A 25,539-nucleotide genomic window follows, 5' to 3' on the forward strand; every position below is an offset into this window, starting at 1 on the left:
GTCCCCGCGCACCACTAGCATGCGGGGGTGAGTTCCGAGGATTCCTCCGTTCCCGACGGCGCGACCCGGGTGGGCGGGCTGGGGCCGGCTGACCGCTGGCTCACCGTGCTGCTCTTCGGTGCCCTCGGGTTGAGCGTGGGCCTGCTGGTGCCGTTGCTGGCGAACTGGGCAGCCGAGGTGCCGTGGATGCCCTTCCAGGGTCCGCTGCAGTTGATCGGCTCCTTCGACCACGACTGGCTCACCTGGGGCCGGCCCGCTATCGGAGCCGTGCTGGGCCTCCTGGTGGCGCTGTTCGTGCTCCGGGTGTCACCGGTGCTCACCCTCACCGATGAGCGCATCGAGATCCGCGCCGGTGATGAGGTGACCGTGATCGAGCGGGAAAAGGTGGACGGCGTGCGCCGCAAGGGGAGCAACATCGTGATCCTCAGCGCCACCGGCCGCGAACTCTTCCACGGCGAGGTCGAGGGATCCAAGGACGCACTGCGCGAGGCGTTCCTGCGCCACGACTACCCCTGGGAATCGGCCTGACCCGCACCGCTGACCCGCCTGTCCTTGAGGTCGGGTGAGATCATGGGGGCATGGCTACCGCCGTTCCCCGGCTGCAGGACGAGCAGCGACGCCGCGTTCGAGCTTTCACCCTCTCGACGATCGGCGTGGTGATCCTGTTCGTGGTCGCGATCATCACCTACGCGCTGGTGGTCGGCTTCGCCGTACCCGGCACGGGCACGATCGCCTCGGTGGCGCCCACACAGGAGAACGGTCGGGACCTGATGGTGCGCGCCGAGGTGACCGAATGCGACGAACTGACCGGGATCGAGGTACGTGAGTCCCGCAACACCGTGACCCTGACCGCCCGCACCACCAGCCCGAACGCCACCCGGTGGGGCGGGCTGAACTGCCCCGACGTGGTCACCGCCATGTTCTACACCGTGCGCCTGGACGCGCCCCTGGGTGAGCGCGCCGTGGCCGACTCCTCCAGGCCCGATGCCGAGGTGCCCGTCCTCGCCGACCCCGCCGACCTGCTCGAGCCTCGGCATGGCTGAGGCCCCGCACGACCGGCAACCTCACATCCACGCCGCCGGGTGCGTCTACCGGGTATGACGACTGTTCCGTTCGAGCAGGTGGTGACTCGCCACGGGGCCACCGTGCTGCGCGTGTGCACCGCGCTGCTCGGCCCCGATCACGCCCAGGACGCCTGGTCCGAGACGTTCCTGGCCGCATTGGGTGCCTACCCCGACCTGGACGAGGGGGCCAACCTCGAGGCGTGGCTGGTCACGATCGCTCGCCGCAAGGCGATCGACCACATCCGGCGCACGTCCCGCCAGGCCCGTCCCACCGCCGTCATCCCCGAACGCCCCGGTGCCCACTACCGGCCCGGCGGGTGGGAGCGCGACCTGTGGGAGGCACTGGGTGACCTCCCGGACAAGCAGCGCCACGCCGTCGTCTATCACCACATCGCCGGGCTGCCCCATGCCGAGGTCGCCGCGATCCTCGGCGGCAGCCCGGCCGCGGCGCGACGCGCCTGCGCCGACGGAGTCGCCGCGCTGCGCAGGCACTACCTCGAGGAGGCACAATGACCACCCACCACATCAACAATGGCGCCCGGCCCGCCGGTCCCGAGAGGCCTCCGGAGCGCACCGGCGTTCGCGCTCTGGATGAGGCGATCCGGGGAACCGTGGAACCGGCCACACTGGCGCGGCTGCTCGACGACCTGGCCGAGCGTGCCGATCACGACGGATCGCTGGACGTGGGCTACGACGTGGTGGACACCCCGATCGGGGGCCTGCTACTGGCTGCCACACCACGGGGTCTGGTGCGCGTGGCGTTCGAGTCCGAGGGGTACGAGGCGGTGCTGACGAACCTGGCCGCACGGATCAGCCCCCGGATCCTGCGCGCACCCGGGCGGCTGGCACCGGTGCGGACACAGGTCGCCGAGTACTTCGAGGGCCGACGGCGGCAGTTCAGCGTCGAGGTGGACCTGTCCCTGACCAAGGGGTTCCGCCGGGAGGTGCTCGATGAACTGCGGGCGGTGGAGTTCGGGGAGCGCGTCACCTACACCACCCTGGCCGCGCGGTCCGGACGGGCACGGGCGGTGCGTGCAACCGCGAGCGCCTGCGCGACCAACCCGGTGCCGGTGGTGGTGCCCTGCCACCGGGTGGTGCGCTCCGACGGCTCCCTGGGTGGCTACCGCGGTGGATTGCCGGCGAAGGAGAGGCTGCTGGCGCTGGAGTCGGTGGCGGCCTGAGCGGAAGGAGGTGCTCAGCCGGCTCAGGTCAGGAGCTCGAGCGCTGCTCGTCCAGGAACTGCGCGAACGCGTCGACGAACTCGCTGATCACGTGCCGCACACCATCGTCATGGATGGTGCCGTCCTCGTCGATCGTTCCCTCGGTGTACTGGAAGTACATCTCCGGGGCTTGCAGTTGCGGGGAGTCGGAGTAGGTGAGCATCGAGCGCAGGTCCTGCTGTGCCACCGCGGTGCCGACGGCGCCCGGGGAGGCGCCACAGACGGCGGTGGGCTTGCCGGTCAGGGAGTTCTCCCCGAAGGGACGGGACGCCCACTCGATCGCGTTGGTCAGCGCCGCGGGCACCGACCGGTTGTACTCCGGGGTGATGAACAGCACCGCGTCGGCGCCCTCGATCTGATCCTTCAGCCGCTTCGCGGGGCCGGGCAGGTCATCATCAAGATCGCGGTTGTACACGGGCAGGTCACCGATCTCGATCTCGGTCAATCTCATCCGGTCCCCGGCCACGTGCCCGAGGGCGGCGGCCAGCCTCCGGTTGATCGATTCCTCGGACAGGCTTCCCACGATGAATCCGACGTCATAGATGGTCGCCATTCTGTGCACGGGTGCGGCCGGAGCGCATCTTCCGGCGCTCGGGCACCGGGCCCGACGGTGGCGTACCGTTCGGGTGTGGCCACCAGTTCAGCCCCGCGCCCGGACGTGCTGATCCGCCCGCTCGTGCCGGCCGAGGCCCGCGATCGCGGTCTCGTGCAGGCCGTCACGGCCCTGACCAACCAGGTCTACGCCGAGGCCGAGGCCGGGTTCTGGCGGCAGGGTGCCACCCGCACCGACGCTGGGCAGGTCACCACCGCGATAGCCGCCGGCTCGCTCGTCGTGGCCCAGCCGGTCGACGGCGGGCGCATCGTCGCCGCCGTGCACTCCAGCACCCAGGGTCAGGTCGCCTCCTTCGCCATGCTCGCGGTGGCACCGACGGCCCGCGGCGTGGGGCTGGGCCGCCGGCTCGTGCAGACGGTGGAGCACCTGGCGCGGGAGTCGGGCGCCACCTCGATGCAGATCGAGGTGCTCACCCCCACCGACCGGCCGCACGCCGGCAAGGCCGAACTGGGCCGCTGGTACGAGCGCCTGGGCTATGCCCGTTCCGGGGAGGTCGAGGTGACCGCCCGCTATCCCGGGCTGGCCGAACGGCTCGCAACGCCCTGCCGGTTGCACCTGTACCGCAAGGCGCTGGTGTCCAGCACGTGAGCACCGCCGCCCACACGTTCCCGGGGCGGCGGCGTGGATGAGAGGATCGGTGCAGACCACGTCCATTCCAGGAGGCACCCATGGCTCTGCCCTTTGACGACCACCCCAAGTTCGCCGCCTACGCCCACCCCGAGAAACTGGTGTCCACCCAGTGGCTCGCCGACAATCTGGGCCGGCCGGGCCTGGCGGTGGTGGAGAGCGATGAGGACGTCCTCCTCTACGACACCGGTCACATTCCCGGCGCCGTCAAGATCGACTGGCACACCGACCTGAACGACCCGGTGACCCGTGACTACGTGGACGGGCGGGGCTTCGCCGACCTGCTCGGCCGCAACGGCATCAGCCGCGAGGACACCGTGGTGATCTACGGCGACAAGAACAACTGGTGGGCGGCCTACGCCCTGTGGGTGTTCACCCTGTTCGGTCATCAGGACGTGCGCCTGCTCGACGGCGGACGGGCCGCATGGGTGGCGCAGGAGCGGGAGTCCACCACCGAGGTGCCCAGCCCCGAACCCGTGGACTACCCGGTGATCGAGCGCGACGACTCGGCGATCCGGGCCTACAAGGAGGACGTGCTGGACTTCCTCGGTGGGCAACTGGTCGATGTGCGCTCGCTGCCGGAGTACACCGGGGAGAAGACCCACATGCCCGATTACCCGCAGGAGGGCAGCCTGCGTGGTGGGCACATCCCGGGTGCGGAGTCGGTTCCGTGGGCACGCGCGGCCAACGAGGACGGCACCTTCCGCACCCGCTCCGAACTCGAGGAGATCTACCGGGGCGAGAAGGGCCTGAACCCACAGGAGCCGGTGATCGCCTACTGCCGCATCGGGGAGCGCTCGGCGCACACCTGGTTCGTGCTGCAGTACCTGCTCGGGTTCCCCGACGTGCGCAACTACGACGGGTCCTGGACCGAGTGGGGCAATGCCGTGCGGGTGCCGATCGCGGTCGGGTCCGAACCGGGCCAGGTCCCCGGTCGCTGAGCCGGCCCGCGAGCGCACCAGCCCGGGAGCGCACCAGCCCGGGAGCGCACCAGCCCGGGAGCGCCCGGGGGCGCACAGGTGAGATGATCGGACGTGGCCACCTTTCCCGTCTGATCGAAGGAACGCCCGTGTCATTGCCTCCCGCCATGGCCCAGATCGTGGACGACTTCAACGCGCTCACCGTCCCGGACCGGCTGCAACTGCTGCTGGAGTTCTCCGGCGGTTTGCCGCCGCTGCCCGAGCGCTACAGCGACCATCCGGAACTGCTCGAACCGGTTCCGGAGTGTCAGTCACCGCTGTTCCTGGTCGCCGAGGTGGACGGAACCGGGGACGACGGCGTGGTCCGGTTGTTCTTCTCCGCACCTCCCGAAGCACCCACCACGCGCGGCTTCGCCGGGATCTTGCAGGAAGGTCTGGACGGGCTCACTGTGGCCGAGGTCCTGGACGTGCCGGCCGACGTCTCGGACCAGCTGGGCCTGGGTGAGGCGGTCAGTCCACTGCGCCTGCGCGGCATGGCCGGGATGTTGTGGCGGATCAAGCGGCAGGTGCAGGCCAAGGCCGCGCTCTGACCCCACCTCAGGCTTGCTGGGCGTCCCGGGCGGGCCGGGAGGGCGCATCGAGTGCACCGGCGATGCGCTGGCGGACCGCGTCGTCGGTGGCATCGGGGATGGCGATCAGACCCAGCAGCTCGTGCTGAGTGCGTCGGTAGGCCTGCTGCCGTTCTGCACTGGTGGCGGCGGAGTCCTCGGCCAGGGCCAGGAACTGCTTCGCCCGTTCCAGGGTGCGCCGTTCCTCGGGGGAGAAGTCGGTGGACCGGCGCCGCTTGGCCTCCCGCTCTGCGATCTCGAAACTGATGGCGTACTCCCGCACGGCCTCCCGGTAGTCGGCCAGGGCTTGCTCCTCGCCCAATCGGGCCGGATCGTCGGGCCGCAGGCCGTCGGCGGTGCGCTTGGCCCGGTGGAACTCCACGGTCACCGGTTCACGCATATCACTCATCACCGGGAAGTCGATCAACTTGGCCAGGTCGAGCTCGTAGGACAGCCAGCGCTGGTCGATCTCCTGATGCTCGGCGATCAACCGCTGGGCCTCGCTGCGCCGGGCGGCCGCCTGCTCCGCCCTGGCCGCGCGGTCGCGGCCGCGGCCGCGGCCCGGTGCGCCGTCGGCGACGGGCGGCCGGTTCCCGTACTTGATCCTGGCGAGTTCCAACTTGTGCTTGCGCCGGCGTTCATCCCAACGGCGCACGGCTCGGGCCCAGCCCCCCGCCACCCCGGTGAGGATCCCGCCGAGCGGGAAGACCAGCCACCAGTACGAGCCGATGAACTCCCAGACATTCACTCCCCCAGCGTAACGAGCGGGTCCCAGCCGGCGCCATGACTACTGTCATCCAGCCGATCCCGAGCATCCTCGCGCCCGGCCGTGGGACAGTAACCGAGTGAGCAACGGCAACCGCCTGACGATCGCCGATCTGGCCCGCCGGCTGGACCTGTCGCCGGCAGCGGTCTCCTACGCCTTGAACAACCGGCCGGGGGTGAGCCAGGAGACGCGTGACCGGGTGCAGGCCCTGGCCCGGGACCTCGGGTGGTACCCGAGTTCATCGGCGCGAGCGCTGTCCAAGGCGCGCACCGGTTCGATCGGGATGGTGCTCTCCCGTGACCCGGAGATGATCGGCACCGAGCCCTACTACATGCAGATCATCGCCGGGGTCGAGCATGTGCTGATCGAGGCGGACATGTCCCTGACGCTGCGGATGGTCAGCCCGCAGTCCGGTGCGGACCTGGCCATCTACTCGCGTTGGGCGGCCGAACGCCGGGTGGACGGCGTGATTCTCTTCGATGAGCACGTGGACGATCCCCGGTTGCCGCTGCTGACCCGCCTCGGCCTGCCGGCGGTGCTGCAGGGTGGTCCGGCGACCAGTTCGACCATCCGCAGCATCGAGACCGATGACCGGGCGGTCGCGGAACTTATCGTGGACGCGTTCGCCGCCCTGGGGCACCGATACCTGACCTACCTCACCGGACCGTTGCGCATGATGCACGAGCGGCACCGTCTGGCCCAGGTTCGTGCGCAGGCGGAGCGGCGGGGGATGAGCATCGAGGTGATCGAGGGTGACTACACGATGGCCGGGGCGCATGCCCTGATCTCGGAACAGTTGCGCACCGGGCCGGTGCCGAGCGCGATCACCTGCTCCAACGATCTGATGTCCGTCGGCACGCTCCAGGCGGCCGAGGAGGCGCGGGTCAGCGTGCCCGGGGACCTGTCCCTGATCAGTTGGGATGACTCGCTGCTGTGCTCGGTCTCGCGTCCGGCGATTACCGCGGTGGACCGGCACCCGGTGGAGTACGGGATCCGCACGGCGCAGGCCCTGCTGCACCTGATTCGCGGCGGTACCGACACCACCGAGGAACTCACGCCCAGCCAGATGGTGCTGCGCGGGACCACCGGGCCGGCACCGGGTTGGGTGCCGGCCCACAACCTGGGCGGTTAGCGCCGGGACCGTCCTGTTGCGATTCGCCCCGACACCCACTCCGGCTTCCCTGCCGGCCCAGCCGATCAGCGAGCAGGGGCCAGTTCCTCGATGTCGTTGGCCGCGCGCAGCACCGGGCGGGTCATCAGCGCCTCGGCGTGCTCGGGGCCGGCGCCGGGGATGCGGATCCGGGTGGACTCTCCCGGTAGCAGCGTGATGAGCGCGCGGGAGGCCACCGCCGACGCCGGCAGCGGGTCGCCGTCGGCGTTGAGCAGCCGGTCGGGGAAGACGGTCAGGTCCCGCACCAGCGTTTCGGCGGTCACCACCAGGTCGACCCCGTCCTGCGCCTGGTGCACCTGGGTGTCCCAGCCGGCGCGCGGGTAAGCCAGTTCGGTGTCACGGGCCCAGAACCACGTGGTGCGCTCCGCACCCGGGGCCTCGATCACCAGCAGCTCGGCGCGCTCGTCCCCGGGTGTGGCGACCCGGGCCGGCAGGGCCACCTGCGCCGTACCGGCGACGGGAACCTCGAGGGCAACCTCGGTGCTGGCGTGCTCGGTGCCGTCGAAGGCCACCCGGCGCACCGTCGCAGTGACGCTCCAGGGCTGCCCGGAGTCGTTCACTGCAGCCAGGACCAGAGCCCCAACGCGTGGCTGCACGCTCAGGCGTTGCGGCGCGAAGGCCGAGCGGAGGGCGTACCACAGCGGCTTGAGCCGCTCCTGCGAGTCCACCGCGGCCCAGGAGATCACCGGCCAGCAGTCGTTGAGCTGCCACACCAACGCCCCGGTGCACCGCGGCAACGAACGTAGGTGGTCCACGCCCAGGATCAGCGCGCGGGCCTGGTGCAGCTGGGCGATCCACAACCAGTCGTCGTCGGTAGCCACGGCGGGGAAGTGCGCACCGATGCGGCTGTTCAGCTTGTGCACCCCGTTCTCCGCGCGCAGGTGGTGGCGCACCACCGGGTTGTCCAGTGTCAGCTCCCCCTCGGGGACGGCTGCGCGCAGGGTGGCGTGGGTGGGCGGTCCGCAGAACCCGAACTCCGCGGCGAAGGGCGGGGTGCGGTCCCGGTAGGCCACCATGTCCAATTCGTTCCACACGTCCCACAGGTGCGAGGGGCCGCGTTCGTCGGCGTTCGGGGAGGTGGTCAGGTCCCCCGAGTTCGGACTGCCGGGGATGTAGGGCCGGGAGGGGTCCAGTTCGGCCACCAGCGACGGCAGCAGTTCGCCGTAGTAGTGCGCGCCCCAGGGCCGCCCGTCCAGGATCTCCTTCCAGCCCCACTCGTCGTACCCCATCAGGCACTCGTTGTTGGCGTTCCACAGGATCAGCGACGGGTGGTGGGACAGGTCGGTGATGGCCTGGCGGGCCTCGGCCTCGATCTCCTCGCGGAACCACGGGGTCTCGGGGTAGGCGGCGCAACTGAACAGGAAGTCCTGCCATACCATCAGGCCGCGCTCGTCGCACGCGTCGTAGAACTCCGCCGGTTCGAAAATCCCCCCGCCCCACACCCGCAGCGTGTTCGCGTTGGCTGCGCGCGCCTGGTCCAGCCGCCGCCGGTACCGCTCGGCGCCGATGGCCGACGCGAAGGGCAGGTCCGGGATCCAGTTGAAGCCGCGCGCGTTGACGGCCCGGCCGTTGATCACGGTCTGGAAACCCACGCCGTGGGCGTCCGGCTCCTGCACCAGTTCCACAGTGCGAAAGCCCACCCGGCGTTCGACCCGGTCCAGGACCTGACCGTCGGCCGTGCACAACTCGAGGGTGACCGGGTAGCGGGTCGCCTCCCCCATCCCCACCGGCCACCAGGGACGCACCTGGGGTATCCGCACCTCGGCCTCCACGCGGCCCCCCCGGACCTGCGCGGTGGTGCGGTAGGCACCCGGGTGGGCGCCGTCGTCGTGCCCCCCGGCCCCGTCCCCCGGAAAATCCCCGCCCCCGCTGTGCGGGTGGTCCTCGACCCGGACCCGCACCAGCAGATCTGCCTCGGCTCCGGTGGACCGCACGGTCGCCGCCAGCCGGAGCACCCCGTCGTCGCCGTCGAGGGTGGCCAGCAGCACCGGATCGTCCAGCGCGGCCACCGACCAGGTGTCCAGCAGCACCGGTCGCCAGATCCCGGCGGTGATGAAGACCGGGCCCCAGTCCCAGCCGAAGTTGCAGGCCATCTTGCGCACGTACGGATAGTGGGTGGCCTCCACCGCCGGCATGACACCGACGTCCTCGCGGACCCGGTCCACCTCGGCCATGATCGGGTGGAACACCACCTCCAGGCGGTGTTCGGCGTGGCTGAGCAACCCGGTCACATCGAACCGGAACCGGCGGTGCATGTTCTTGGTCTCACCCAGGCGCGCCCCGTCCAGGAACACCTCGGCGTGGGTGTCCAGGCCCTCGAACAGCAACTCGGTGCGCTCACCCTGCTCGGCCGGGGCCGCGATCGTGGTGGCGTAGGACCAGGTCGAGGCCCCGATCCAGTGCTGCTCGTCCTCTCGGGTGCCCACGTTCGGGTCCGCCAGGTGACCGGTGGCGATGAGGTCGGTGTGCACGGTCCCCGGCACGACGGCATCGATGGCCTGGTTCTGCAGGTCCGCCGGGGCGCCCGGGGCGCCGTGGCGCAGGTGCAACTGCCAGCCGCAGTGCAACGGGGCGCGCCGGCGGGCGGGGTCTGGGTAGGTCACGGGTATTCCTCCGATGTGCTCCGGCGATCGCACCGACGTGCAGGCCGGCACGCGCCGGCGGCGTCCACGTCAGGTCATGGGGGCGGGATGGTGGGCAGTGGGTGGTGGCTGGGTGATCAGGTGCCCGCGTGGTGGGCGCGGTGGGCGGTGGTCAGATCGCGGTACCAGTGGCCGCTGTCCTTGATGGTGCGGGCCTGGGTTGCGTAGTCCACGTGCACGATGCCGAACCGTTTGTCGTAGCCGAAGGCCCACTCGTAGTTGTCCAGCAGCGACCAGGCGAAGTAGCCGCGCACGTCCACGCCCGCTTCGACCGCCTCGGCCACCGCCTCGATGTGCGAGGACAGGTAGTCGCGCCGGTCGTGATCGTGCACGGCGCCGCCGATGAGTTCGTCATCGAAGGCGGCCCCGTTCTCGGTGATCATGATCGGGGGCACCGGCCAGTCCCGCTTCAGCCGGATCAGGAGGTCCCGCAGACCGTGCGGCTCGATGCTCCAGCCCATCGCGGTACGCGGGTGCGGTGGCGGCAACTGCTCCACGTGCTCCTGGCCCGCCTGTCCCGGCTCGGTGGCCGGCACCGGTTCGGTGCCGATCACGTGGTGCTGGCTGTAGTAGTTCACCCCGAGCACATCCAGTGGCTGTGCGATTACCTCCAGGTCGCCGTGCTGCACCGCGTCCGCGGCCCCGAAGCGCTCCTGCAGGGCCACCACCTCCTCGGGGTAGGTCCCGAGCAGGGTGGCATCGAGCCAGAGCCGGTTCTGCAGCACATCGGCGGTGTCCGCCGCGCGCCGGTCCGCCTCGGGATCCCCGGAGTCACCGGTGACCACCCCGTAGAGGTTCGGCACGATGCCGTACCGGTGGTCCTGGTCCTGGGCACGCATGGTCTGTACCGCCCGGCCGTGGGCCAGCAGCAGATGGTGCGCGGCGCGCAGCGCGGCCCGCGGGTCGGTCAGGCCGGGGGCGTGTACTCCGTAGCCGTAGCCGAGGAAGGCGGCGCACCACGGTTCGTTGATGGTCATCCAGGTGTCCACCAGGTCACCCAACTCGCCATGGACCACCTCGGCGTACCGGGAGAAGGCGGCCACGGTGTCCCGGTTCGCCCAGCCGCCGCGGTCCTGCAGCGATTGCGGAAGGTCCCAGTGGTACAGGGTGGCCACCGGTTCGATGCCGGCCTCCCGAACGGTCTGCAGCAGCCGGCGGTAGAAGTCCAGCCCGCGCTGTTCCACCGCGCCGGTGCCCTCGGGGATGATGCGGGGCCAGGCGATCGAGAATCGGTAGGAGGTCAATCCCAGGTCCGCCATGATCGCGACGTCCTCGGCGAACCGGTGATAGTGGTCCACCGCCACCTCACCGTTCTGCTGGCCGAGCACCTTCCCGGGCACCTGGGCGAAGGTGTCCCAGATGCTCGCGCCGCGGCCGTCCTCGCGGGCTGCGCCCTCGATCTGGTAGGACGCGGTGGCGGCGCCGAAGGCGAAATCCCTGGGGAATCGTGCGGCCAGCGCCGTGGTGGTCGGCTCGGACTGGGTGGTGGTCATCGGTCGGCTCCGGTCATTGAACGTCTCGCTTCGGTCATCGGGCACACCTCGTCGGCGTCGAGGCTGAAGCAGCCCACCTGATGACCGGGGGCCACCTCGACGGTGCCGTAGTTTGGCGCGGAGGCGGCGTCGTCGTGCTCGTGGAACAGGCAGCGGCCGGCCAGCACCGCGGAGCGCTCGGCCTCCTCGGCCTCCACCTCGTCCCAGCGCCGGTTCAGTTGCGGCACCGAGGCGAGCAGGTTGCGGGTGTAGGGGTGCAACGGTTCGCTGAAGACCGCGCTCGTCACGCCCTGCTCCACGATCCGGCCGCGGTGCAGGATCACCACCCGGTCGCTGACGTAGTTGCCCAGGGAGAGGTCGTGGGTGATGAACAGGATGCTCAGTCCGCGTTGCTTCAGGTCTCCGAGCAGATTCAGCACGTCGATCCGGGTGGAGGCGTCCAGCATCGAGATGATCTCATCTGCCACCAGGAACTCGATGTCCAGCAACAGCGCGCGGGCGATCAGCAGCCGCTGCAACTGGCCGCCGGAGAGTTGATGAGGGTACTTGCCGCGCACGGTCGCGGGCTCGAGGCCGACGGCGTTGATCGCGTCGTCGACCTTGCCCTGCCATTCCTTGTTGGACATGGAGGCGAAGTTGGTTCGCCGCAGGGCATCGAAGGTGCGATCGATGGGGAAGATCGGGTTGTAGGAACTGAAGGGGTCCTGGAACACCCCCTGTGCGCGGCGGTAGTAGCCGCGGAGGTCGCGGCGGTTCAGGCCCAGCACGTCGGTTCCGGCGAAGGTGATCCCACCGGAGGTGGTCGAGGTCAGACGCAGCGCCATCTTGCCCAGGGTGGACTTGCCGGACCCGGACTCCCCGATCAGCGAGACCACTTCACCCTGACCGACGTCGAAACTGACGTTCTTCACCGCGTGCAGGCTGCCGGTGCCGAAGGTGCCGACGCTGTAGACCTTGTTCACATCGCGCATGCTCAACATCAGTGCGTCACCGCCCAGCAGGCCACCTGGTGGCCCGGTTCGATCTCCACGAAGGGAGGGGTCTTCACGCATCGGTCGTGCGCGAGTGGGCACCTGTCCCGGAACCGGCAACCGGCCGGTGGGTCCAGCAGCGCCGGCGGGCGTCCGGGTATGCCCTCGAGCTGGGTGCCGTCGTACCGCTCGCCCACCTCCGGCAGCGCCCCGATGAGCAACTTGGTGTAGGGGTGCTTGGGGTTGTGGATGATCGTCTCTGCCGAGGCCTTCTCCGCCAGTTGCCCGGCGTACATCACCATGATGGTGTCGGCGATCTGGTAGAGCACCGAGATATCGTGGGTGATGACGATCATCGAGCGCACGAAGCCGCGGTCGCGGAACTCCACCAGTGCCCGTGCCACCGCCTTCTGGCTGGACACATCCAGCGCGGAGGTCACCTCGTCACCGATCAGCAGGGACGGGTCCAGCAGGGTGGACAGCACCAGCACCATGCGCTGCTTCATCCCGCCGGAGAGTTCGATCGGGTAGCGCGCGAGCACCTCGGTGTCCAGCCCCACCAGTTCCAGCCGGCGGTGCAGTTCGGGTAGGAGCTGCTCGTAGGAGATCCCGCGGGAGCGGACCAGTTCCCGGATCATCCGGCCGATCTTGCGGGTGGGGTTCATCGCGCTCATCGCGTACTGCGGGATGAGCGAGATCTCGTGGAACCGGTAGGGCCGCATCGCCTTGTCGTCGCCGACCGGCAGTTTCTCCCCGTCCAGTTGCGCGCTGCCGCCGATGTGGCGCATCCGGGTGTCGAACCGGATCAGGGACTTGCCGAGGGTGGACTTGCCGCAGCCGGACTCCCCGGCGATCCCCATGATCTCGCCGTCGGCGATGGAGAAGGTGACTCCGTCGAGGGCTTTGACGTCCCCGGACAGGGTGCGGTAATAGACCCTCAGGTCGTCGACGTCCAGACTCATCTCAGGTCTCCCTCAACTTCGGGTTGAAGACCTCATCCAGGCCCACATTCATGATGTACAGCGATCCGACGATCGCGGTGATACCGATTCCCGGCGGCACGAACCACCACCACATGCCCAGGTGCAGCGCGCTCCACTGCACGGCCTGGTTCATCATCAGGCCCAGTGACATCGCGTTCGTGGGGCCCAGCCCGATGAAGTCCAGCGACGCAGCGGTCAGGATCGATCCGCCGAACAGCAGCACGAAGGTCATGAACAGGTAGGAGTACATGTTCGGGGCGATCTCGCGGCGGATGATCGCGCCGGTGGACAGGCCGGAGAGCTTGGCCAGGTCCACGAACTCCCGGGCGCGTAGCGAGAACGTCTGGGCGCGTACCGCCCGGGCCACCCATGGCCAGGAGAACAATCCGATGTACAGCGCCTGCAGCGGCACGCTGCGCACGCCCAGGTAGGCGTTGATGACGATGAGCACCACGAAGCCGGGGATGACCAGCACCACGTTGGTGAGCATGTTGAGGATTTCGTCGATCCAGCCCCCGCGGTAACCGGCTACGAACCCGATCGTCATCCCCACCACTGCGGCCAGGCTGGCCGCCAGGACACCCACCATGTAGGTGGACCGCAGACCGGCCACGAACTGGGTGAACACGTCCTGGCCGAACATCGTGGTGCCGAACCAGTGCTGCGCCGAGGGGGGTTCGATGGCTGCGCCGACGTAGTCCATCGGGCCGTGATCGAAGGTGAGCGGGGCGATCATGCCCAGGCCGAAGAGCCCGAGCACGACGACGAGGGCGCCGACCACCTTGGGGTTGCGCAGAGCGAAGTACAGCGTCTCGTTGCGCTTGCCCTTGCGTGCTCGCCCCGTCCCGGGGGTGGCCGCTGCGGTGTCGGGTGCCTCAAGGGCATCGCCGGGAAGTTCCTTGGTAGGTTCCGGTGCGGCGCCGGCAACGGGTGGAGGTGTGGTGCTCATGCGTTCGCCTCCTGCATTCCGGTTCGGGTTCGTGGGTCGACCACCACGTAGGCCAGGTCGATGATGAAGTTCGCGACGAGCACGCCGACCACCACGAACAACAGGGCACCTTGAAGCAGGAAGAAGTCCTGGTTCTGGATCGCCTGCAGGATCAGGTAGCCCAACCCGGGGTAGGCGAAGACCACCTCGGTGACCAACGCGCCACCCAGGACCGTGCCCAGTTGCAACGCCAACCCGGTGATCTGCGGCAGCAGGGCGTTGCGGTAGGCGTAGCGGCGCACCAGGCGGTGCGGGGCGCCGAGGGCTTCGAGGTAGTTGGCGTAGTCCGCTTCGAGTTCGTAGATGATGACGTTGCGCATCCCGATCGCCCAGCCGCCCAGGGCGACGAGGAACAGGGACAGAAATGGCAGGAACCAGTGCGTGAGCAGGTTGAGCACGAATCCGACCGACCATGTGGGCCGGAGGGAGAAGTCATAGCCACCGGCCACCGGGAACCAGTCCAGATTGATGCCCAGCACCCACACCAGCAGGATCGCGACCCACATGTACGGGGTGGCGCTGAGCAGGTAGCCCAGCGGCAGGATGGTGTTGTCCAGGATCTTGCGGCGTGCGGTCAGCGCACCCACCTTGTTGCCGATCAGCCAACTGAGCAGGATCGCCGGGATCATCAGGCTCAACGTGTACGGGACTGCCTGCCACAGCACGTCGCTGACCTGGGCGGGGAAGAGCCAGACGCTGACGCCCAGGTTTCCCTGCAGGAGTTCGGCCCAGTAGTTGATGTACTGGCGCCAGGCGGGTAGGTCGAGCCCGAAGATCCCCTCGTAGTACGCCCGCATCGGCCCGATGGCCTCCGGGTGGGCCACCGAGGCCCGCGCGATCATGCGATCCACCGGGTTGCCGGGCATCAGTCGTGGAATGGCCCAGTTGACGCTGACCGCCACGACGAACGTGGCGAGGTAGATCGCGAGCTTCCGTACGAGATAGCGTCCCACGTTCCCTCGTCTCAGGTGGATTGGACTGGCGACGTTCCGGCGGCAGCGCCGGTAGATGCGCCGGCACCAACCGGTGCCGGCGCCGCCTACGCTTCAGCGCGCCACAGCCGTGGCGGTGCCCCACCGCTCATGGTGGGGCACCGCCGACGGATCAGCCTGCCGGCTCGATCTCAGCCAGGGTGTGCAGTCCGCCCTGGTGGAAGCCGCCGCCCCAGGTGTTGGGGAAGTAGTCCGGGCCGGACTCGGAGTTGGGCCAGTTGGTCCACACCTCCGTGTTGTACTGCGCCCACATCCCGTTGTACCAGAGCGGGATCATCGGCAACTCGGTCATGGTGATCTCCTGCAGATCGGCCATGATGTCCATGTAGGCGGGGTCGTCCTGAGCGGTACGGGCCAGTTCCTGTACCAGATCCCAGGCCTCGTCGTTCTCGTACCGGCCGAAGTTGCCGGGGAACATCTGCTCCTGGATGGGCTGGTGGAACACGTAGTTGAACCAGGTCCAGGGGGTGTTGGACACACCCGAGAAGTTGTTCAGCAGCAGGTCGAACTCGCCCGTGGCACGGGCATCGTCCAGCGCTCCGGCGTCCGGGAAGTCCGCGACGACGTTGATGCCGGCTTCCTGGGCACCTTCAGCAATGACCCGGGCCGCCTCCATCCAGTCGGTCCACCCGGCCGGCACGATCAGGGACAGTTCGATCGGTTCACCATCAGGTGTTTCGACGTACCCGTCACCGTCACTGTCCTCATAGCCGGCGTCGGACAAGATGCTCCGGGCGGTGTCGGGGTCGTAACCGAAACCGTGTTCGGAGGTGACGTCCTCGGCGTAGAACTCCTCGTACGCCGGCAACATCCCGGAGGGGTGTGCGGCTTCGACGATGTTGCCGTAGGCACCGGTCACGATCTGGTCCACGTTGATAGCGTGCGCCAGCGCCTGCCGGAACGCGGCGTCGTCCATCGGCTCACGCAGGGTGTTCGGGAACAGGGCTGCCGTGTTCTCCGAGAGCATGTAGGGCGCTTCGGGGAAGTAGGTTTCCACCTGGCCGCTGTCGGCCAGGGTGTTGATCCCGGGCAGGAAGTTGTTGCTCAGGTCCAGGTTGCCCTGCAGCAGCAGACCGAGGGCGACCTCGTTGGAGGGGTTGACGATGTCGACGATGTACTGGGCCGGCATCTCCATCCCGAGCGCGTCGATTCCCCACCAGTCGTCGTTGCGTTCCCACACCATGCGGTCCGGGCCGTGGGTGGAGTACAGATAGGCACCAGAACCCACCGGGTCCTCGTTCTGGCTGGAGATGTAGTCGTCCTCGCTCCAGTCCCCGAAGATGTGCTCGGGCACGATGTTGTTGGTGTAGAGGAAGTTGTCCCACTCCTCATACCGGGGGTCGGAGAAGGTGTACCGCACCGTGGTGTCGTCCACGGCCTCGGCCTCATCGAGCCAGTTCCACAGGTTCGACCAGGGAACCTGGGGGTACTCGCCGAGTTCGATGGTGAAGACCACGTCGTCAGCGGTGAGCGCCTCGCCGTCGGACCAGGTCAGGCCCTCGCGCAGGTTGATCTCGAAGACGTCGTCGGAGACCCACTCCCCACTTTCGGCCAACCATGGCTCGAGTTCCAGGGAGTTGGGGTGGAACATGAACAGCGGCTCGTACAGCAAGCCGCGCACACCGGTGGCCTCACCGGACTGGGTAATCGGGTTCCAGCTGGACGGCGGCCCCCATTGCTGCCCACTGGTGAACACGGTCTCATCCCGCGGGTACTCGCTGACCAGTTCCTCAACCTCGGCCAGGCCTTCGGTTTCCTCGTCGGTGTCCTCATCGACCTCGGCGCCCGCGCCGCCATCCCCTTCGGGAGTCGGATCGACGTCGTCGGCCTCCCCCGCGCATGCTGCCAGCACCAAGGCCGAGGCAGCAACCAGGGCAATTGCCCCATGTCCACGTCTTCTCATCGTTCTGGATCCTCACTTCCTCGTAAGTCACGGCCACATCGCTACCGCCGACGGGGGTGACCCGTCAGGCCCCATGCTTAACCGCTTAAGTTCATAAGTCAAGGGGACGAGGAGTCACGAAGTGGTAACGTTCCGGACGTTTCAGCCGGATATGTCAGAAACTCGTGGAACGAGGTGCTTGCGGCACAGCCGAGTGACGATCAGGCTGGACCTGTGCCGCCCGAGGAGACGTTCTACGCCTGGCTGTTCCAGCGGCACGCTCATCCGATCAGCGCCTGGTCGAGGCTCCTGAGCACCCCACTGTTGTTGGTTCCCCTGTGGACGCGGCGCTGGTGGTTGTACGCGCCCATCGGCGCCTGGATGGCGGTCAACCCGGTGATAACCCCGCCGGCTCACGACACGTCCTCGTTCGCGACGCGGGCCATTCTGGGTGAAGAGTCCTGGACCCGGGACCCCAGGTCGGAGCCGATGATCCTGGCCCTGACAGCCGTGGTCAGCGGTTCGCTCGTCGGCGCGATGATGGCCGCCCATCGGCGTAACATGACCGGCGCGATCGCTGGCACCGGGATGTCGATGGCACTCACGTTGTGGCAGTGGAAGTTGTGGGCGGACCGATTCACGCGAACAAGCCGGACGGCAGCCTGACTTCAGTCCTCACTAGGCGGACGGTCTGGTATTGCCGCCACGTACACACCCCTTGCGGCATAAGCGCGGAGCGCGTTTCGAATCCTGCCGTCACAATCGCCACCCCCGGCACACAGGGGAGGCAGGGAGGGTGGAGCAATGCATCGAATCAGATCCGCAGCAGCGCTCGCTGTCGTGCTGGGCGTGGCCACCGGTTGCGGTGCGGCGGGCGCGGAACACCAGGAGGCCGGCGAACTGATCGCGACCTACTCCGAGGCCGGCCAGGGCCGGGAGTGGGTCGGGCAGGTGAACCTGGCCGAGGCGGTGGTGCTGGGTTCCGACGTCGATGTCGACAACTGGGTGAGCACGTTGCCCGGTGCCGATCCGGCCGAGTTCGTGGAGTTGGATGAGGTTGACCTGACCGAGCACTTCCTCGTCATCGGTGGCTACCACCAGTGCACCGAGACCAGTTCGATCATCGTGATCACCGAGGACGACGACGTCCGCGTCGTTTTCGAGGTCGCCTCGCCCGATCCCGACACGGTGTGTGACTGGTCGCCCTACACCCTCGACGTGTGGGCCGTACCCCTCAGCCTCACCGGCGGCGAGGTCCCCGGCTCGGTTCCGATCACCTCCGGCACCGGCTCCAGCACCACGGCACCGGAGCCGGCGCGACCGACGGCGGTCGGTGACTTCCTGGCTACCTGGGATGAGAACACCGTCGACCGTGATGCGATGGAGGCGGTGGCCTCGCACTTCTCCGGGCCGGTGCGGCACCAGAACTCCTTTGACGGCCTGGCCGCTGCCCTGGCCGACTTCGGCGAGTCCGGCCCCGGACTCCTGGCGGTCCAGGACGCGGATCCGAGCACGGCCCTTCTGCTGGTCACCGGCTACCACAGTTGTACCGAGCGCAGCATCGTCCAGGCCGACCTGGACGCCGACCCCACCCGGGTGTGGATCGAGATCGAGTGGGACGCCGATGTGGACTGCGTCTGGGCGCCCTACACCCTGGATGTGTGGCAGGTCGGGCTCGCGGAGGTCGGCGATTTCGTCTACGTCGAGGCCGCCGCGTAGCACCCATCGACTGCCACCTGGCGTTCGGCGTCAACGGCCTCGCCAGGGTCCAGCACGTGCACCGACAACCCGGTCTCGCCCGGCCGGATGTGGTCGCTCAGCTCCCACTCACGGGTGTACTGGCCGGTGAACTGCGGCCGGTAGGCGATGGGCGCGTCGGTGAAGAAGGCGTCCAACCGGGTGCGCAGTTGCGCCCTGACCTGGCCGTACCCGTGGCTGTCGAGGAAGTCGGCACTCGGGACGGGCAGCGGCTGCAGTACCTCCATCCCGGTGTAGGCGAGGGTCCCGTGCAGCAGGCCGAAGAGCATCTCCTGCAGTTCCCCGCTCTTGCCCCGTGGCCCGATCGAGCGCGGCCGATCGCCCAGCGTGACGACGACGAGGGCGCGTTTGCCGGCGAAGGGCCCCTGTTCGAAACGCAGCCGGCGGCCCGTGGCCGGGTCCTTCCCGAACGCGAAGCCGGAGTGGAACACCCTGTCGAACCACCCCTTGAGGATGGCGGGCATGCCGTACCACCACAGGGGGAACTGAAGCACGACGGCGTCCGCGGCGAGCAGTTTCTCCTGTTCGGCCACGATGTCCGGGGCGAGGCCCCCGGTGAGGTAGGCCCGTCGTACGTCGTCGGAGGGGTTGAACCGGCTTGGGCGTGAGATCACGGCATCCGGTCCGAGGACGGGGTTCCAGCCCATGGCGTACAGATCGGACTGCAGCACCTCGTGGCCGCGTCCCTGCAGGTGCGTCGTGGCATCGCGCCTCAGGTGCCCGTTCAGCGAAGCCGGCTCCGGATGGGCGCTGACCCAGAGAAACGTGTGGGGAGGCGTCGTCGTCATGCTGCTACTGTCACAGCCCGACGTCGACGGCGGAAGTACCGAAATTCTGTGCCGGTACGGCCATTCGTGGCCGAGAGGAGGAAGCGTGCGAGCATCGGTCCAGCGAGCCGCGCAGGTGTGTCCGGTGGAGATCGCGGTCGCGGTCCTCGGGGGAGCCTGGAAACTCACCATCGTCAAACACCTGCTGGAGCACGGCGTGCACCGCACCCACGAGTTGCACCGACGCCTGCCCACCGCCAGCGAACGCACGCTGACCCGTCAACTGCGGGAACTGGAAGAGGACGGCATCATTCAACGCACGGTCCACCCGCAGGTGCCCCCGAAGGTGGAGTACGCACTCACCGAACTGGGCACCACGCTGCGTGCGGTGGTGCAGCAAATGGACCATTGGGGCGCCACCTATGGCACCACCCAGGCTCCCGCCACCGCGCGGACGACCTGAACGATGGATCCCACCACACTGGACGTGATTGTCACCGTCGTGGCTGCGCTGCTGCTCGCGGTGGCGGTTCTGGGCACGATCTTCCCGATCCTGCCCGGATCAGCGTTGACTCTTATCACCGTCGTCGGCTGGGCCTGGATCCTGGGGTCGGGTGCCTCGTGGACGGCCGGCATCATCGGCGCGGTGCTCGCCCTGGCGGGGATGAGCGCTTCCTTGATCCTGACCGGCCGGAAGATGCGTCGAGAGCGCATCCCGAACACTCCGGTCCTGGTCGGCGTGGCCGGCGCCATCGTGGGCATGTTCGTCATTCCGGTCGTCGGGCTGTTCCTCGGCTTCGCCATCGGGCTGCTGGCCGCGGAGTGGTACCGCCGGCGCGACCTCCGGGCCGCGCTGCGTTCATCCGTGGAGGCGATGAAGTCGATGGGGCTGGGGATGATCATCGAGTTCATCTGCGCGTCGTTGGCGGCGTCGGTGTTCGCGATCGGTGCGTTGGTGCACTTCTGAGTTGGCCAACGCCGACACTGAATATCTGGAGGGCTCGGCCGCCAAGCCGATGACGTCGACTCCTGCTAGCCCTGCTCGGGTCTAGCCACCGCATGCCGGAACTGGCGCCCGACATCGGCTGGTCGATCACCGCAGGTGTGGTTGCCTCAGCGGGCATGGCCGACTCTGGCGTTCTCCCCGTCCGAGCGGACCGCCAGAAGTCAACTGCCGCCTACCCGGACCAGGCCGCTCTCGTAGGCGAGAATCGCCAGTTGTACCCGGTCCCGCAGGCCCAACTTGGCCCAGTCGATGCTGACAGCGCCTGGCACGCCCGCTTCTTGCGGCGTCACCGAGAGGGCGTTCAGATAACGCCCCCTCACCGGACACATCACCGGACTGGTCTTACGGGACGGACCGGAACGAGCACGGACGTTAGCGCAGGTCAGCGGAGCGCTTCTGCGTTGAACGTTCCGGCTACGGGACGTCCGGACATGGCTGGCTGAGGCTCTCGGCCTCTACGAATGCACGTGACGTGATCAGCTCGGCAACCGCCGTACGCCATAGCGCAGGTGGAGCACTCGGATGCCCTGAATGATCAGGTCGGGATCGTCCAACAGGTGCTGAGCATCGACCGACCCGAAGAAGCGCTTGCCGGAGCCGAGCACGACGGGGACGACGTCCATCCGCACCTCGTCAACGAAGCCCGCGGCGAGGAACTGGCCGCCGACGTCTCCGGCCGCGACCTCGACGGTGCGGTCACCCGCGAGTTCCCGCGCCTTGGCCACCGCTGCCTCGATACCGTCGACGAAGTGGAACGGCGCCTCGAGGTCCCACCGATCCGGGGGCGGGCGGTGGCTGACGACGACGACGTGGTCAACCCCAGCCGGCGGCGTCCCGTCCCAGCCGTTGGTGATGTCGAAGACGTGGCGCCCGGCGATCGTCACCGCAATCTCGTCCCAGTAGGGTCGGACGTAGTCGTAAGACGCCTGCGACACCTTCAGCACGCCGGTCTCATCCAGCGCCACCTCACCGCTGACCAGCCACTCGAACAACGGCCCGGGGTCGTCGTTCTGGGCTGCGATGAAGCCGTCGACCGACACCGACGCGTACATGACTACCTTGCTCATGGGGACTCCTTCGATGGGGCTCTGCCCCTGAAGTCTGCGGCGCGTCAAGCTGTTCGCTCTTGTACGAAATCAATCGGCCGGCAACGGCCAGCCGTCGAGCACGTGGCCGGGATGCTCGCGCAGGAAACGTCTCCGGACCTCGACGTACCGGGTCGGCGTGAAGCCGGTGAACTCTCGGAACTCGTGAGCGAAGTGCGCCTGGTCGAAATAGCCGGCGCGAGCGGCAAGGTCTGCCCAGTCGATCGGGTCGGCGGGGTCGAGAGCGAGCACGGTGGTAGAGAAGCGGTGGGCTCGGGCCAGCCGCTTCGGCGTGACGCCGATGACCTGCTTGAAACGTCGTGCCAGATGGGTGCTGCTGACACCTCGCGCCGCGATCAGATCGCCGATCGGCACCGTCCCACCGGACGCCGCGATGGCGGCGCTCACGTGGCGAACCAGATCCAGGCCGGGGATCTCCCGCAGGTGACGCGTCAGCGCCTCCTCGAGCAGCGTCAGCATCTGGTCGGGTTCGGCCACTGCGGCCACCTGGTTCCGCAACTCGGCGATGGTCGGCCGACCCCACACCTGCTCGATGGTCGCCGGCCGGTCACGCAGTTCGTCCGCGGCCATCGGCAGGAACGGTGCCAGCCCCCATGGCTTGAAATGCACGCCGACCGACCGGCTGGGAATCGGGTAGCTGAAGTCCCACGCACGGGTGGGCGTGCTGACCACACAGCCGTCTGCGTACTCGGCCGCCTCGACGGCGTTGCCCGCCCGGATGTGGAACGGCGCCCCGAGATTCACGATGAGCAGCGGTGCCGGCGCCGCTGGCAGCGTCAACCGGCGGTACGGCGGCTCGCCCGCCAGGTAGTAGATGTCGTGGACCAGGCCGTCGAGCGGCGGTCGCAGCGTCCTGGACACGTACTCCATGCGTACAGCATTGCCCACGACGCTGCCCGAGGCTGAACCGCAGCAGCGCCCCAGGACTCGCCGGACCGATTGCTTCCCCCGTAGGACGATCCCCTGCGGGACGTCACCACCGCACCTCCCGATCGTCGCCTGTCTCTATGCCAGCGAGCCGGCGGAAGCACTTCGGCTGAAGCTGATCGCGATGTCGGAAGGACATGCCATGCTCCGCCACATGGATGGTGGTCCGCATGGATAGTGGCTGGATCAGCGCGGTCGTCGCCGGGATAGCGAGCCTCGCCGGGGCTCTGGGGGCGGGGTACATCGGGGCCCGAAGTGCACTTCGACGCGACATCGAGCTGAAGAGGAGGACAGCGGCTCAGGTAGCGGCGACCGAGATCGTCGAGGAATTGCACGCTCTCCGAGACGTCATCAAACGCTCCAGGTCCGCGGAGGTGCGACCGACCGAGGTCTCCCAGGCGACCGCCCGTTTCCAGCGTGCGTGGGAACGACAATCGCATCGTCTTCCCGAGGGGTGGCCCCACTTCGACCGTGAACTGATGCAAGCACTAGGGACGCACTTCGGGGCGGTCGGGTGGTCACATCGCTTCCCGGAGCACGCGCGGAAGCCACTCGCGGAGCTTGACCCGGTGTGGTGGGAGAACGCCCATGAGTACGTGCGACACCTGGGTTACTGGACCGCGCGATGGGGTGACGACCCGGACCGCGGAAAACAAACTCCACTCGGATTCGACCCATGGCTGACGCGGAGGAACATGCTTGCGAACGGACCACCGCCCTCATTTGCTACTCGCTTCTTCCAGCGGGTGCTAGGCGCATGAGTTGCACGTGCGTTGCACATGGCTCGGGGAACTGCCGTGGTGACGCTCCGCAGGGGGATCCCCTGTGGGTGCCCCACAGGGCAGGTTCGTTTCCGTGGGCGACCTTTGTCGCCAACGTGGGCAGGTGTGTGGTGATCGGCGTCCTGATGGTTCTCCTGACCGAGTTCGGCGGTTGTCCCCAGCCTCAGCGAGGACCTGCCCCTGAGCATCGTCCTCATCGACGAGGCGGACAAGATCCGCGCGTTCCTGCCGCAGCTCAACGGGATCATCACCGAGGGCATCGCCGTGATCGACGACGTCGAGGTCGTGCGCCACTTCGGCGACACCCCCACGGAGCCGGCATGACGCTCGTCCTGACAGCACGTTCGGCTACGAGACCATGCGCCTGTCCGAGAGGGGCTCCCGCCTCTACGCCCTGGTCAACATCCTGCTCAGGCTCGCCGCCGGCCTGGGCGCCGCCTGGGCCGGGCTCGCGCTCGCGACGGCCATCTGGCCATCGGCGTGAACACCGGTGGCGCCAACACAGCCCTCCGCGCCGCTACGATCCTGGGCTCCCGGGCGGCACCGGTGTGCAGCGTTCATCGGGTGGAGCAGAGCGGGTCAGTCTTTCCGCCCGCGGTGGCCGTGGATGACTTGCCGAAAACGTCGGCGGCATCGATCGTGGCCATGGGCGGGTTTCTGCCGCAGTAGGTGAGCAGTCAGGCTGTCGCGGGGGCCAGCGGCACCAGCGCATGCCAGAGGATGAGGAGCATTCATGACGCTCACCGCGGGCGGCCGGGTCGGCCTGGCCGGAGCGGCGGTTGTCGGGGTCGCCTTCGGCATGGCCCGTTACGCCTACGGCCTGACGCTCCCCGACATCCGGCAGGAGTTGGGGCTGTCCGAGCTGGTGCTCGGCCTTGTCGCCAGCGCCACGTTCGCCGGCTACCTGGCTGGCCTGCTCCTCGCAGGCCCGCTCGCCGCTCGCCGCGGCTCGCGCGCTCCCACGACCGTGGGCGGGACCTGCGGCGCCCTGGGGGCGCTGATCGTGACGGTCGCGCAGTCCCCCTGGCTGCTGGCAGTCGGTGCCGTCCTGGCCGGCAGCGCGGGTGGCTGGGTCTGGGCACCGTACTCCGACATCGTGACGCGGACGGTGTCCTCGCGGCAACAGCCCAAAACGTTGGCGATCATCACGACCGGCACCAGCGGTGGACTGGTTATGCTCGGTGGCTTCGCCGTCCTCGCCGCCCTGGGATCATGGCGGCTGGTCTGGGCCGGCATCGCCCTGGCCGCCACGGCCGCCGCCGTCCTCAACCTGCGCCTGGTGCCGCGGACCCGGCCGGGCCCACGCGCGGACGGACAGCGCGGCGGGCCCTCGCTCGCTAGAGCGCTGCGCGTCCCGGCCGCCTACTCCGTGGTCTACTTCGCGGTCGTCGTCATCTACTTCACCTACGCGGCGGACGCCCTCGACGCCAGCGCCCTCCCGACCGCAGCCATCCCGGCGCTGTACGCCGCCATCGGCCTCACCGGCATGGTGGGAGTGACGACCGGTGCCCTCGCGCAGCGACTGGGCAGCCTCAGGGTCGCGGCGCTGTGCCTCGTGACGCTGGCTGCGGCGCTGGCGCTGCTCGGGCTGGCCAGCGATTCCCCGGCCGCGACCGCGACCTCAGCGTGCATCTTCGGCATGGGATACATGACCGGGTCGGCGATACTCGCTGTCTGGACCGCCGAGCTGGTGCCCGACCGCGCAGGCGCGGCATTCACGGCCTGCCTGGTCGTGGGAGCCGTCAGCTCGGTGGCAGCCCCGGCCCTCGCCGGTGCAGCTATCCCCAACCTCGGGCTGGGGACGCTGCTCGTCCTCACCGCCGCGGTCGCACTGCTCAGCGCAATGGGGCTGATGCTGCATGGACTCCCGAGACGAGGCACCGTTGCGGAAACCGGGCGCTGACACAGGAGCACCACTCGCCGTCGACGCGCACACCCTGCATTGTGAAGAACCACGTTGATGACGTGTAGTAAGGGCTGAACTGGGCTGCCGTAGTCCCCAGGGGGTCGGCGCCTGAACAGCCCACGCACATGAGGCGGTCACGTCACACCGTCTAGCCCGTGAGGGTCAGGATCAGTTTCACGGCCGCGATGATCAGCACCAGCCCGAGCAAGCGGTAGTTGCTCTTCGTGGCGGCGGTCCGGGAGCCGTACCGGGAGCCCAGATACCCGCCGGCTAGGTACAGCTAGGGCCAGCGGCACCCAGGTGGCACCCACGGCTGATGCGCGCTCGGTCCCGATGGCCGATCCTCA

At 68.5% G+C, this 25,539-nt stretch carries 26 protein-coding genes and 1 pseudogene; 15 read left to right on the forward strand and 12 right to left on the reverse strand.

Features of this window, described 5'->3' with window-relative positions; all coding sequences use genetic code 11:
• The first annotated feature begins 27 nt into the window (after window positions 1-27).
• The 4 genes from ACO0LU_RS15295 to ACO0LU_RS15310 are packed head-to-tail and all read left to right on the forward strand — an operon-like array spanning window position 28 to window position 2,245.
• On the forward strand, window positions 28-528 hold the full coding sequence (locus tag ACO0LU_RS15295; protein ID WP_424792215.1) for a YqeB family protein: 501 nt from the start codon (window positions 28-30) through the stop codon (window positions 526-528).
• A 50-nt stretch (window positions 529-578) separates the two neighbouring features.
• Window positions 579-1,043, forward strand: coding sequence for a hypothetical protein (locus ACO0LU_RS15300; RefSeq protein ID WP_424792216.1), 465 nt, complete (start codon window positions 579-581; stop codon window positions 1,041-1,043).
• Window positions 1,044-1,097: 54 nt separating this feature from the next.
• Complete coding sequence (locus tag ACO0LU_RS15305) at window positions 1,098-1,577, forward strand: RNA polymerase sigma factor (RefSeq protein ID WP_424792217.1); 480 nt, start codon at window positions 1,098-1,100, stop codon at window positions 1,575-1,577.
• Complete coding sequence (locus ACO0LU_RS15310; RefSeq protein WP_424792218.1) at window positions 1,574-2,245, forward strand: methylated-DNA--[protein]-cysteine S-methyltransferase; 672 nt, start codon at window positions 1,574-1,576, stop codon at window positions 2,243-2,245. The genes ACO0LU_RS15305 and ACO0LU_RS15310 overlap by 4 nt, the downstream gene beginning before the upstream one ends.
• A 28-nt stretch (window positions 2,246-2,273) precedes the next feature.
• Here the strand turns inward: ACO0LU_RS15310 and ACO0LU_RS15315 are convergent, their stop codons facing one another.
• Window positions 2,274-2,837, reverse strand: a complete 564-nt coding sequence (locus tag ACO0LU_RS15315; RefSeq protein ID WP_424792219.1) for an NADPH-dependent FMN reductase — start codon at window positions 2,835-2,837, stop codon at window positions 2,274-2,276.
• Between the two features lie 75 nt (window positions 2,838-2,912).
• Between ACO0LU_RS15315 and ACO0LU_RS15320 the strand changes: the two genes are divergently transcribed.
• From ACO0LU_RS15320 to ACO0LU_RS15330, 3 genes are all read left to right on the forward strand, one after another.
• Complete coding sequence (locus ACO0LU_RS15320; protein ID WP_424792220.1) at window positions 2,913-3,485, forward strand: GNAT family N-acetyltransferase; 573 nt, start codon at window positions 2,913-2,915, stop codon at window positions 3,483-3,485.
• Between the two features lie 80 nt (window positions 3,486-3,565).
• Window positions 3,566-4,465, forward strand: coding sequence for a sulfurtransferase (locus ACO0LU_RS15325; protein WP_424792221.1), 900 nt, complete (start codon window positions 3,566-3,568; stop codon window positions 4,463-4,465).
• A gap of 83 nt (window positions 4,466-4,548) precedes the next feature.
• A complete protein-coding gene (locus ACO0LU_RS15330; protein ID WP_424788781.1) occupies window positions 4,549-5,034 on the forward strand; it encodes a SufE family protein in 486 nt (161 codons plus the stop codon).
• 7 nt (window positions 5,035-5,041) lie between these two features.
• Here the strand turns inward: ACO0LU_RS15330 and ACO0LU_RS15335 are convergent, their stop codons facing one another.
• Entirely contained in the window at window positions 5,042-5,800 is a 759-nt protein-coding gene (locus ACO0LU_RS15335) for a hypothetical protein (RefSeq protein ID WP_424792222.1), read from the reverse strand.
• Between the two features lie 97 nt (window positions 5,801-5,897).
• Between ACO0LU_RS15335 and ACO0LU_RS15340 the strand changes: the two genes are divergently transcribed.
• Window positions 5,898-6,950, forward strand: coding sequence for a LacI family DNA-binding transcriptional regulator (locus ACO0LU_RS15340; protein WP_424792223.1), 1,053 nt, complete (start codon window positions 5,898-5,900; stop codon window positions 6,948-6,950).
• Window positions 6,951-7,015: 65 nt separating this feature from the next.
• On the opposite strand, the gene ACO0LU_RS15345 is transcribed toward ACO0LU_RS15340, so the two are convergent.
• The 7 genes from ACO0LU_RS15345 to ACO0LU_RS15375 all read right to left on the reverse strand — a co-directional run bounded on the left by ACO0LU_RS15345 (window position 7,016) and on the right by ACO0LU_RS15375 (window position 16,961).
• Complete coding sequence (locus tag ACO0LU_RS15345) at window positions 7,016-9,592, reverse strand: glycoside hydrolase family 2 protein (RefSeq protein WP_424792224.1); 2,577 nt, start codon at window positions 9,590-9,592, stop codon at window positions 7,016-7,018.
• 116 nt (window positions 9,593-9,708) lie between these two features.
• Window positions 9,709-11,124, reverse strand: a complete 1,416-nt coding sequence (locus tag ACO0LU_RS15350) for a GH1 family beta-glucosidase (protein WP_424792225.1) — start codon at window positions 11,122-11,124, stop codon at window positions 9,709-9,711.
• Entirely contained in the window at window positions 11,121-12,095 is a 975-nt protein-coding gene (locus tag ACO0LU_RS15355; RefSeq protein ID WP_424792281.1) for an ABC transporter ATP-binding protein, read from the reverse strand. The genes ACO0LU_RS15350 and ACO0LU_RS15355 overlap by 4 nt, the downstream gene beginning before the upstream one ends.
• An 8-nt stretch (window positions 12,096-12,103) precedes the next feature.
• Entirely contained in the window at window positions 12,104-13,057 is a 954-nt protein-coding gene (locus ACO0LU_RS15360) for an ABC transporter ATP-binding protein (RefSeq protein WP_424792226.1), read from the reverse strand.
• Window position 13,058: 1 nt separating this feature from the next.
• Entirely contained in the window at window positions 13,059-14,027 is a 969-nt protein-coding gene (locus ACO0LU_RS15365; protein ID WP_424792227.1) for an ABC transporter permease, read from the reverse strand.
• The gene (locus ACO0LU_RS15370; protein WP_424792228.1) at window positions 14,024-15,019 is read right to left on the reverse strand and encodes an ABC transporter permease; all 996 of its coding nucleotides are present in this window, start codon (window positions 15,017-15,019) and stop codon (window positions 14,024-14,026) included. The genes ACO0LU_RS15365 and ACO0LU_RS15370 overlap by 4 nt, the downstream gene beginning before the upstream one ends.
• Before the next feature lie 151 nt (window positions 15,020-15,170).
• Window positions 15,171-16,961 carry an ABC transporter substrate-binding protein gene (locus ACO0LU_RS15375; protein ID WP_424792229.1) on the reverse strand — a complete coding sequence of 597 codons (1,791 nt, stop codon included), beginning with the start codon at window positions 16,959-16,961 and terminating at the stop codon, window positions 15,171-15,173.
• 213 nt (window positions 16,962-17,174) lie between these two features.
• Between ACO0LU_RS15375 and ACO0LU_RS15380 the strand changes: the two genes are divergently transcribed.
• Both ACO0LU_RS15380 and ACO0LU_RS15385 read left to right on the forward strand, forming a co-directional pair.
• Window positions 17,175-17,606 (forward strand): DUF6653 family protein, encoded by a 432-nt coding sequence (locus ACO0LU_RS15380; RefSeq protein ID WP_424792230.1) that lies wholly within the window; start codon window positions 17,175-17,177, stop codon window positions 17,604-17,606.
• A gap of 138 nt (window positions 17,607-17,744) precedes the next feature.
• The gene (locus tag ACO0LU_RS15385; protein WP_424792231.1) at window positions 17,745-18,659 is read left to right on the forward strand and encodes a hypothetical protein; all 915 of its coding nucleotides are present in this window, start codon (window positions 17,745-17,747) and stop codon (window positions 18,657-18,659) included.
• On the opposite strand, the gene ACO0LU_RS15390 is transcribed toward ACO0LU_RS15385, so the two are convergent.
• On the reverse strand, window positions 18,638-19,486 hold the full coding sequence (locus tag ACO0LU_RS15390; RefSeq protein ID WP_424792232.1) for an NAD(P)H-dependent oxidoreductase: 849 nt from the start codon (window positions 19,484-19,486) through the stop codon (window positions 18,638-18,640). The two genes, ACO0LU_RS15385 and ACO0LU_RS15390, sit on opposite strands and share 22 nt — an antisense overlap.
• 85 nt (window positions 19,487-19,571) lie before the next feature.
• On the opposite strand from ACO0LU_RS15390, the gene ACO0LU_RS15395 reads away from it, so the two are divergent.
• Window positions 19,572-19,928 carry a winged helix-turn-helix transcriptional regulator gene (locus ACO0LU_RS15395; protein WP_424792233.1) on the forward strand — a complete coding sequence of 119 codons (357 nt, stop codon included), beginning with the start codon at window positions 19,572-19,574 and terminating at the stop codon, window positions 19,926-19,928.
• A 3-nt stretch (window positions 19,929-19,931) separates the two neighbouring features.
• Window positions 19,932-20,432 carry a DUF456 domain-containing protein gene (locus ACO0LU_RS15400; RefSeq protein ID WP_424792234.1) on the forward strand — a complete coding sequence of 167 codons (501 nt, stop codon included), beginning with the start codon at window positions 19,932-19,934 and terminating at the stop codon, window positions 20,430-20,432.
• Window positions 20,433-20,947: 515 nt separating this feature from the next.
• Here ACO0LU_RS15400 and ACO0LU_RS15405 read toward each other — a convergent pair.
• Both ACO0LU_RS15405 and ACO0LU_RS15410 read right to left on the reverse strand, forming a co-directional pair.
• On the reverse strand, window positions 20,948-21,538 hold the full coding sequence (locus ACO0LU_RS15405; RefSeq protein ID WP_424792235.1) for a dihydrofolate reductase family protein: 591 nt from the start codon (window positions 21,536-21,538) through the stop codon (window positions 20,948-20,950).
• A 69-nt stretch (window positions 21,539-21,607) separates the two neighbouring features.
• The gene (locus ACO0LU_RS15410) at window positions 21,608-22,447 is read right to left on the reverse strand and encodes a helix-turn-helix domain-containing protein (protein ID WP_424792236.1); all 840 of its coding nucleotides are present in this window, start codon (window positions 22,445-22,447) and stop codon (window positions 21,608-21,610) included.
• Between the two features lie 1,007 nt (window positions 22,448-23,454).
• Between ACO0LU_RS15410 and ACO0LU_RS15415 the strand changes: the two are divergent.
• The 3 genes and pseudogenes from ACO0LU_RS15415 to ACO0LU_RS15425 form a co-directional block, all read left to right on the forward strand.
• Window positions 23,455-23,610, forward strand: a pseudogene (locus ACO0LU_RS15415) (DUF190 domain-containing protein); the annotation flags it as partial.
• Window positions 23,611-23,644: 34 nt separating this feature from the next.
• The gene (locus ACO0LU_RS15420; protein ID WP_424792237.1) at window positions 23,645-23,770 is read left to right on the forward strand and encodes a hypothetical protein; all 126 of its coding nucleotides are present in this window, start codon (window positions 23,645-23,647) and stop codon (window positions 23,768-23,770) included.
• A gap of 249 nt (window positions 23,771-24,019) precedes the next feature.
• Window positions 24,020-25,189 carry an MFS transporter gene (locus ACO0LU_RS15425; RefSeq protein ID WP_424792238.1) on the forward strand — a complete coding sequence of 390 codons (1,170 nt, stop codon included), beginning with the start codon at window positions 24,020-24,022 and terminating at the stop codon, window positions 25,187-25,189.
• The last annotated feature ends 350 nt before the right edge of the window (window positions 25,190-25,539 follow it).

This window comes from Pseudactinotalea sp. Z1748 (assembly GCF_049725185.1).
Lineage (GTDB): Bacteria > Actinomycetota > Actinomycetes > Actinomycetales > Beutenbergiaceae > CALKWS01.

Excerpts from the sequence above, each read along its gene's own strand:
- ACO0LU_RS15300 (WP_424792216.1), top strand. The coding sequence starts at position 579 with ATGGCTACCGCCGTTCCCCGGCTGCAGGACGAGCAGCGACGCCGCGTT.
- ACO0LU_RS15305 (WP_424792217.1), top strand. The coding sequence starts at position 1,098 with ATGACGACTGTTCCGTTCGAGCAGGTGGTGACTCGCCACGGGGCCACC.
- ACO0LU_RS15310 (WP_424792218.1), top strand. The coding sequence starts at position 1,574 with ATGACCACCCACCACATCAACAATGGCGCCCGGCCCGCCGGTCCCGAG.
- ACO0LU_RS15315 (WP_424792219.1), bottom strand. The coding sequence starts at position 2,837 with ATGGCGACCATCTATGACGTCGGATTCATCGTGGGAAGCCTGTCCGAG.
- ACO0LU_RS15325 (WP_424792221.1), top strand. The coding sequence starts at position 3,566 with ATGGCTCTGCCCTTTGACGACCACCCCAAGTTCGCCGCCTACGCCCAC.
- ACO0LU_RS15330 (WP_424788781.1), top strand. The coding sequence starts at position 4,549 with ATGATCGGACGTGGCCACCTTTCCCGTCTGATCGAAGGAACGCCCGTG.
- ACO0LU_RS15350 (WP_424792225.1), bottom strand. The coding sequence starts at position 11,124 with ATGACCACCACCCAGTCCGAGCCGACCACCACGGCGCTGGCCGCACGA.
- ACO0LU_RS15355 (WP_424792281.1), bottom strand. The coding sequence starts at position 12,095 with ATGCGCGATGTGAACAAGGTCTACAGCGTCGGCACCTTCGGCACCGGC.
- ACO0LU_RS15360 (WP_424792226.1), bottom strand. The coding sequence starts at position 13,057 with ATGAGTCTGGACGTCGACGACCTGAGGGTCTATTACCGCACCCTGTCC.
- ACO0LU_RS15365 (WP_424792227.1), bottom strand. The coding sequence starts at position 14,027 with ATGAGCACCACACCTCCACCCGTTGCCGGCGCCGCACCGGAACCTACC.
- ACO0LU_RS15375 (WP_424792229.1), bottom strand. The coding sequence starts at position 16,961 with ATGAGAAGACGTGGACATGGGGCAATTGCCCTGGTTGCTGCCTCGGCC.
- ACO0LU_RS15385 (WP_424792231.1), top strand. The coding sequence starts at position 17,745 with ATGCATCGAATCAGATCCGCAGCAGCGCTCGCTGTCGTGCTGGGCGTG.
- ACO0LU_RS15390 (WP_424792232.1), bottom strand. The coding sequence starts at position 19,486 with ATGACGACGACGCCTCCCCACACGTTTCTCTGGGTCAGCGCCCATCCG.
- ACO0LU_RS15400 (WP_424792234.1), top strand. The coding sequence starts at position 19,932 with ATGGATCCCACCACACTGGACGTGATTGTCACCGTCGTGGCTGCGCTG.
- ACO0LU_RS15405 (WP_424792235.1), bottom strand. The coding sequence starts at position 21,538 with ATGAGCAAGGTAGTCATGTACGCGTCGGTGTCGGTCGACGGCTTCATC.
- ACO0LU_RS15410 (WP_424792236.1), bottom strand. The coding sequence starts at position 22,447 with ATGGAGTACGTGTCCAGGACGCTGCGACCGCCGCTCGACGGCCTGGTC.
- ACO0LU_RS15420 (WP_424792237.1), top strand. The coding sequence starts at position 23,645 with ATGCGCCTGTCCGAGAGGGGCTCCCGCCTCTACGCCCTGGTCAACATC.
- ACO0LU_RS15425 (WP_424792238.1), top strand. The coding sequence starts at position 24,020 with ATGACGCTCACCGCGGGCGGCCGGGTCGGCCTGGCCGGAGCGGCGGTT.